The organism is Microcoleus sp. AT8-B5 (assembly GCF_036705565.1).
GTDB lineage: Bacteria > Cyanobacteriota > Cyanobacteriia > Cyanobacteriales > Microcoleaceae > Microcoleus.
This window is the reverse complement of sequence record NZ_JAUBUY010000107.1, coordinates 1-3645: the sequence shown is the minus strand read 5'-3', so window position 1 is coordinate 3645 and position 3645 is coordinate 1. Positions and strand designations below refer to the sequence as shown.

Sequence of the window (3645 nt, the reverse complement as noted above, 5' to 3'; positions counted from 1 at the left end):
CGCCTATCGTTAAGGTTTGTAAAGGGGTTTGACGACAGTTAAACTGATGAGTGTGATTAGGAAAGCTGATGAGAGGAGAGACAGGGCCGTAGCTTGCGGGGCCCGACGCAATCGCCAGAAGTTTTGTTAAGAAAGTTGAGGGTTTTGCTTTCTGTGGGTCAGCTCGTGATACCTTTCTAAAACCTGAAAGCGGGAAAGTCCGGTGCAATTCCGGCGCTGTGCCGCAACTGTAAAAGTCAGAATGCCGATTTCGGGGGCGCTTTGTGGGCGTTTACTTTTGGATTCCCTGCGTAGCACGGGGAGGAGATTATTTGTTAGCTTTGACTGATTTGCCGACTTGTCCGGGTTTATTTTACGGTTCCCAAGCCCGAGACGGAGTTTTATCGAGAATGCGGATTCCGGGGGGAATTTTAAACGCGCAGCAGTGTGGGACGATCGCCGATTTGGCAGATCAATACAGTACCGGCTGTTTGCAAGTGACGAATCGGGGAAATTTGCAAATCCGAGAAGTGCACTCGGAAATTCCCCCGGAAGTCTGGAACCGCTTGCAGGAATTGGGGATAGCGTCTCGCCGCGTTGAAGTTGACCCGATTCGCAATATTATGGCAAGCCCGACAGCAGGGATCGATCGCCAGCAGTTACTGGATACTCGCCCGCTAGTGAAAGCTTGGGATGATTACCTGCAAACGCATCCCGAATTGTCGGAACTTTCGCCTAAGTTCAGTATTGGCTTCGACGGCGGGGAATCGGTTTCGATCCAGGCTTTACGCAACGATATTTTATTAGCTGCTGAAGCGCTTTCAACCCAATCAGAAATCGTTTTTCGGCTGCATTTAAACGGCGATACAGGAATTTTCATCCAAGAATCGCAATGTATTTCAGTATTAGCCGCCCTCGCTAGCACCTATCTTGAATACACCAAAAATCGACCTCGAATTGATGGCAAAAAACCGCGTTTGCGTCACCTGCTGACAGATTGGGGCGCTGAAAGTTATCTAGAAAGGGTACAGCAGAATTTACCATTTTTATGGCAATTCACATCTTGCACCTTTCCCAAAAACAGGCAAGATGCCTGTTCCACAAAGAGTGAATTTCCTTGTGGGGTGGGCATCTTACCCGCCCGTTCGATCGCCTTTCCCAAAAACAGGCAAGATGCCTGTTCCACAAAGAGTGAATTTCCTTGTGGGGTGGGCATCTTGCCCGCCCGTTCGATCGACTCATCTGCAAGGGCGATCGAACAATCCCGACATCTCGGCATTCATCCTCAGCGACAGTCCGGTTTTTCCTACATGGGAATTGCGCTGCCTCTCGGTAGGCTAGAATCAAAGCAACTGCGGAATTTGGCAAATTTAGCCCAAAATCTAGCCAGCGGTACCCTGAGACTTACGCCGTGGCAAAATCTGTTGATTTCTGATATCCCCAACTCCCAGCTTTTTGAGGTAAAACAGCAAATCGCCGATTTGGGATTGCACTCGTCAGCGACTCGCCTAGATTCGTGCTTGGTGGCTTGTGCCGGCAGCAGCGGCTGTGCGTCGGCGGCGACAGATACTCAAAGTCACGCCCTATCAATGGTGAGGGATTTAGCGCAAAAATTGACGATCGACCTGCCGATTAACATTCATTTCAGCGGTTGCCAAAAGTCCTGCGCCCAGCACCAGCCAATTGATATCACGCTGGTGGGAATTCAGATTGAGCGAGGACACGAGACGATCGAAGGTTACGACATTTATGCGGGTAGAAAAGATTTGCCCTTCGGACAACCAATTTTTCCGGCGGTGAGTGCGGTCGAGATGCCCGGTGCGATCGAGCGAATGTTGCGGGTGTATCAGCGGTTTCGAGAGCCTTTGGAGTCATTTGGTGAGTTTATTGATCGGCAGGCGATCGACCAATTGCAGGAGTTGTTGAGCACCTAAAATCGGAATTGAAAGTGAAAAAATATCCCATGAAAACTGACAATTTTTAATTATTTCTCTTTCTATATTTCTGGATATTTCTTCTTTCGCGTCCTTTCCATGTTGGCGGTTCATTCAAAAAATCTATTTCACAAATCCCACAAACTTCCCATAGCAGTTTTAAACAATGATTGACTACATTCGAGACGGAACAGAAATCTACACCAAATCCTTCGCCACAATTCGAGCCGAAGCAGATTTGTCAAGCTTGCCGCCCGATTTAGAATCGGTAGCCGTGCGACTAATTCACAGTTGCGGCATGACGGATATTGTTGCAGATTTAGCAGCTTCGCCCGGTGCAGCCACCTGCGGACGCCAAGCCCTCGCCGCAGGTGCGCCGATTCTGTGCGATGCCCGGATGGTGGCCGAAGGTATCACTCGCAAACGCCTTCCCGCTGACAATCCGGTGATTTGCACCCTCTGGCATTCCGAAATCCCGGAGTTGGCGCGACAAATAGGAAATACTCGATCGGCTGCGGCGCTTGATTTATGGCTGGATAACTTGGAGGGTGCGGTTGTGGCAATTGGCAATGCCCCGACTGCTTTGTTCCGACTACTGGAAATGTTGGATGCCGGAGCACCCAAACCGGCTTTAATTCTGGGTTTCCCGGTAGGATTTGTGGGGGCTGCCGAATCCAAAGCCGAACTCGCTGCCAACAGTCGGGGAGTGCCATTTATTACGTTGCACGGGCGGCGTGGTGGCAGTGCAATGGCAACGGCAGCCGTGAATGCGTTAGCGAAAAAGGATGAATTATGACTAAGGCTACTGGTAAATTGTACGGTTTGGGTATTGGCCCTGGCGATCCAGAATTGATCACATTGAAAGCTTATCGGATTTTGCAATCGGTGCCGGTGATTGCCTATCCGGCGATGGAAAATGGTAAGGTGCTGGCGCGGGCGATCGTTGCTGATTATCTGCGCCCGGAGCAAATTGAGATTCCGATGCCGTTGCCTTTTAGTCCGACGCGATCGTCTCAACCTTATTATGATATTGCTGCCGAGAAAATTGCCGCCCATCTGAGCGAGGGACAGGATGTGGCGGTGCTGTGTGAGGGCGAACCTTTTCTCTACGGCTCGTTTATGTATCTATTCAACCGTTTGTCGGCGAGATTTACCACTGAAGTTGTGCCGGGAATTTCTTCGACAATGGCGAGTGCGGCTGCGTTGGGAGTGCCGCTGACTTATCGTAACGATGTGTTAAGTATTATGCCTGCGACGCTGGATGCTGAGGTTTTGCGCGATCGACTGGCGGTTGTTGATGCTGCTGTAATTATTAAACTGGGGCGGCATTTTGCGAAAGTCCGGGACGTACTGATTGAGTTGGGACAGTTCGATCGAGCATTGTATATAGAACGCGCAACTATGCCGAATCAGCGAATTCGGGCGATCGCAGATGTCGAGCCCGCTGAAGTTCCCTATTGGGCTCTCATTATGATACCTAGCCAGCAGAAGTCTGTATCTTAATATTTCCATGCCTGAAGGCGACGCGCTTCCAGGCTTTACCTAGTTTTTGTCCATTCTTTCCCATTTATCCACCATTCCTGCTATTTATAAGTCAATCTTATACATATCATCAGTTAATCTGTTGTTAAAAAACTTTACAAACCTGAGAATATGCTTTATGTTTATTTACATGGCGGAACACAAAGCCGTCACGAACATTGAAAACCAAATAAAGCAATCATAAACAAAT

At 49.2% G+C, this 3645-nt stretch carries 3 protein-coding genes and 1 riboswitch; all 3 genes read left to right on the top strand.

What is annotated here, in order from left to right:
• Positions 1-175 precede the first annotated feature (175 nt).
• Positions 176-255, top strand: a riboswitch (adenosylcobalamin-variant (AdoCbl-variant) riboswitch).
• A gap of 8 nt (positions 256-263) precedes the next feature.
• Positions 264-1913, top strand: a complete 1650-nt coding sequence (gene cobG / locus QUB39_RS30310) for a precorrin-3B synthase (RefSeq protein ID WP_333212846.1) — start codon at positions 264-266, stop codon at positions 1911-1913.
• A 166-nt stretch (positions 1914-2079) separates the two neighbouring features.
• Positions 2080-2709: a precorrin-8X methylmutase gene (locus QUB39_RS30305; RefSeq protein ID WP_333212848.1), complete on the top strand. Its 630-nt coding sequence runs from the start codon at positions 2080-2082 to the stop codon at positions 2707-2709.
• Entirely contained in the window at positions 2706-3416 is a 711-nt protein-coding gene (locus QUB39_RS30300) for a precorrin-2 C(20)-methyltransferase (RefSeq protein ID WP_333058637.1), read from the top strand. The genes QUB39_RS30305 and QUB39_RS30300 overlap by 4 nt, the downstream gene beginning before the upstream one ends.
• The last annotated feature ends 229 nt before the right edge of the window (positions 3417-3645 follow it).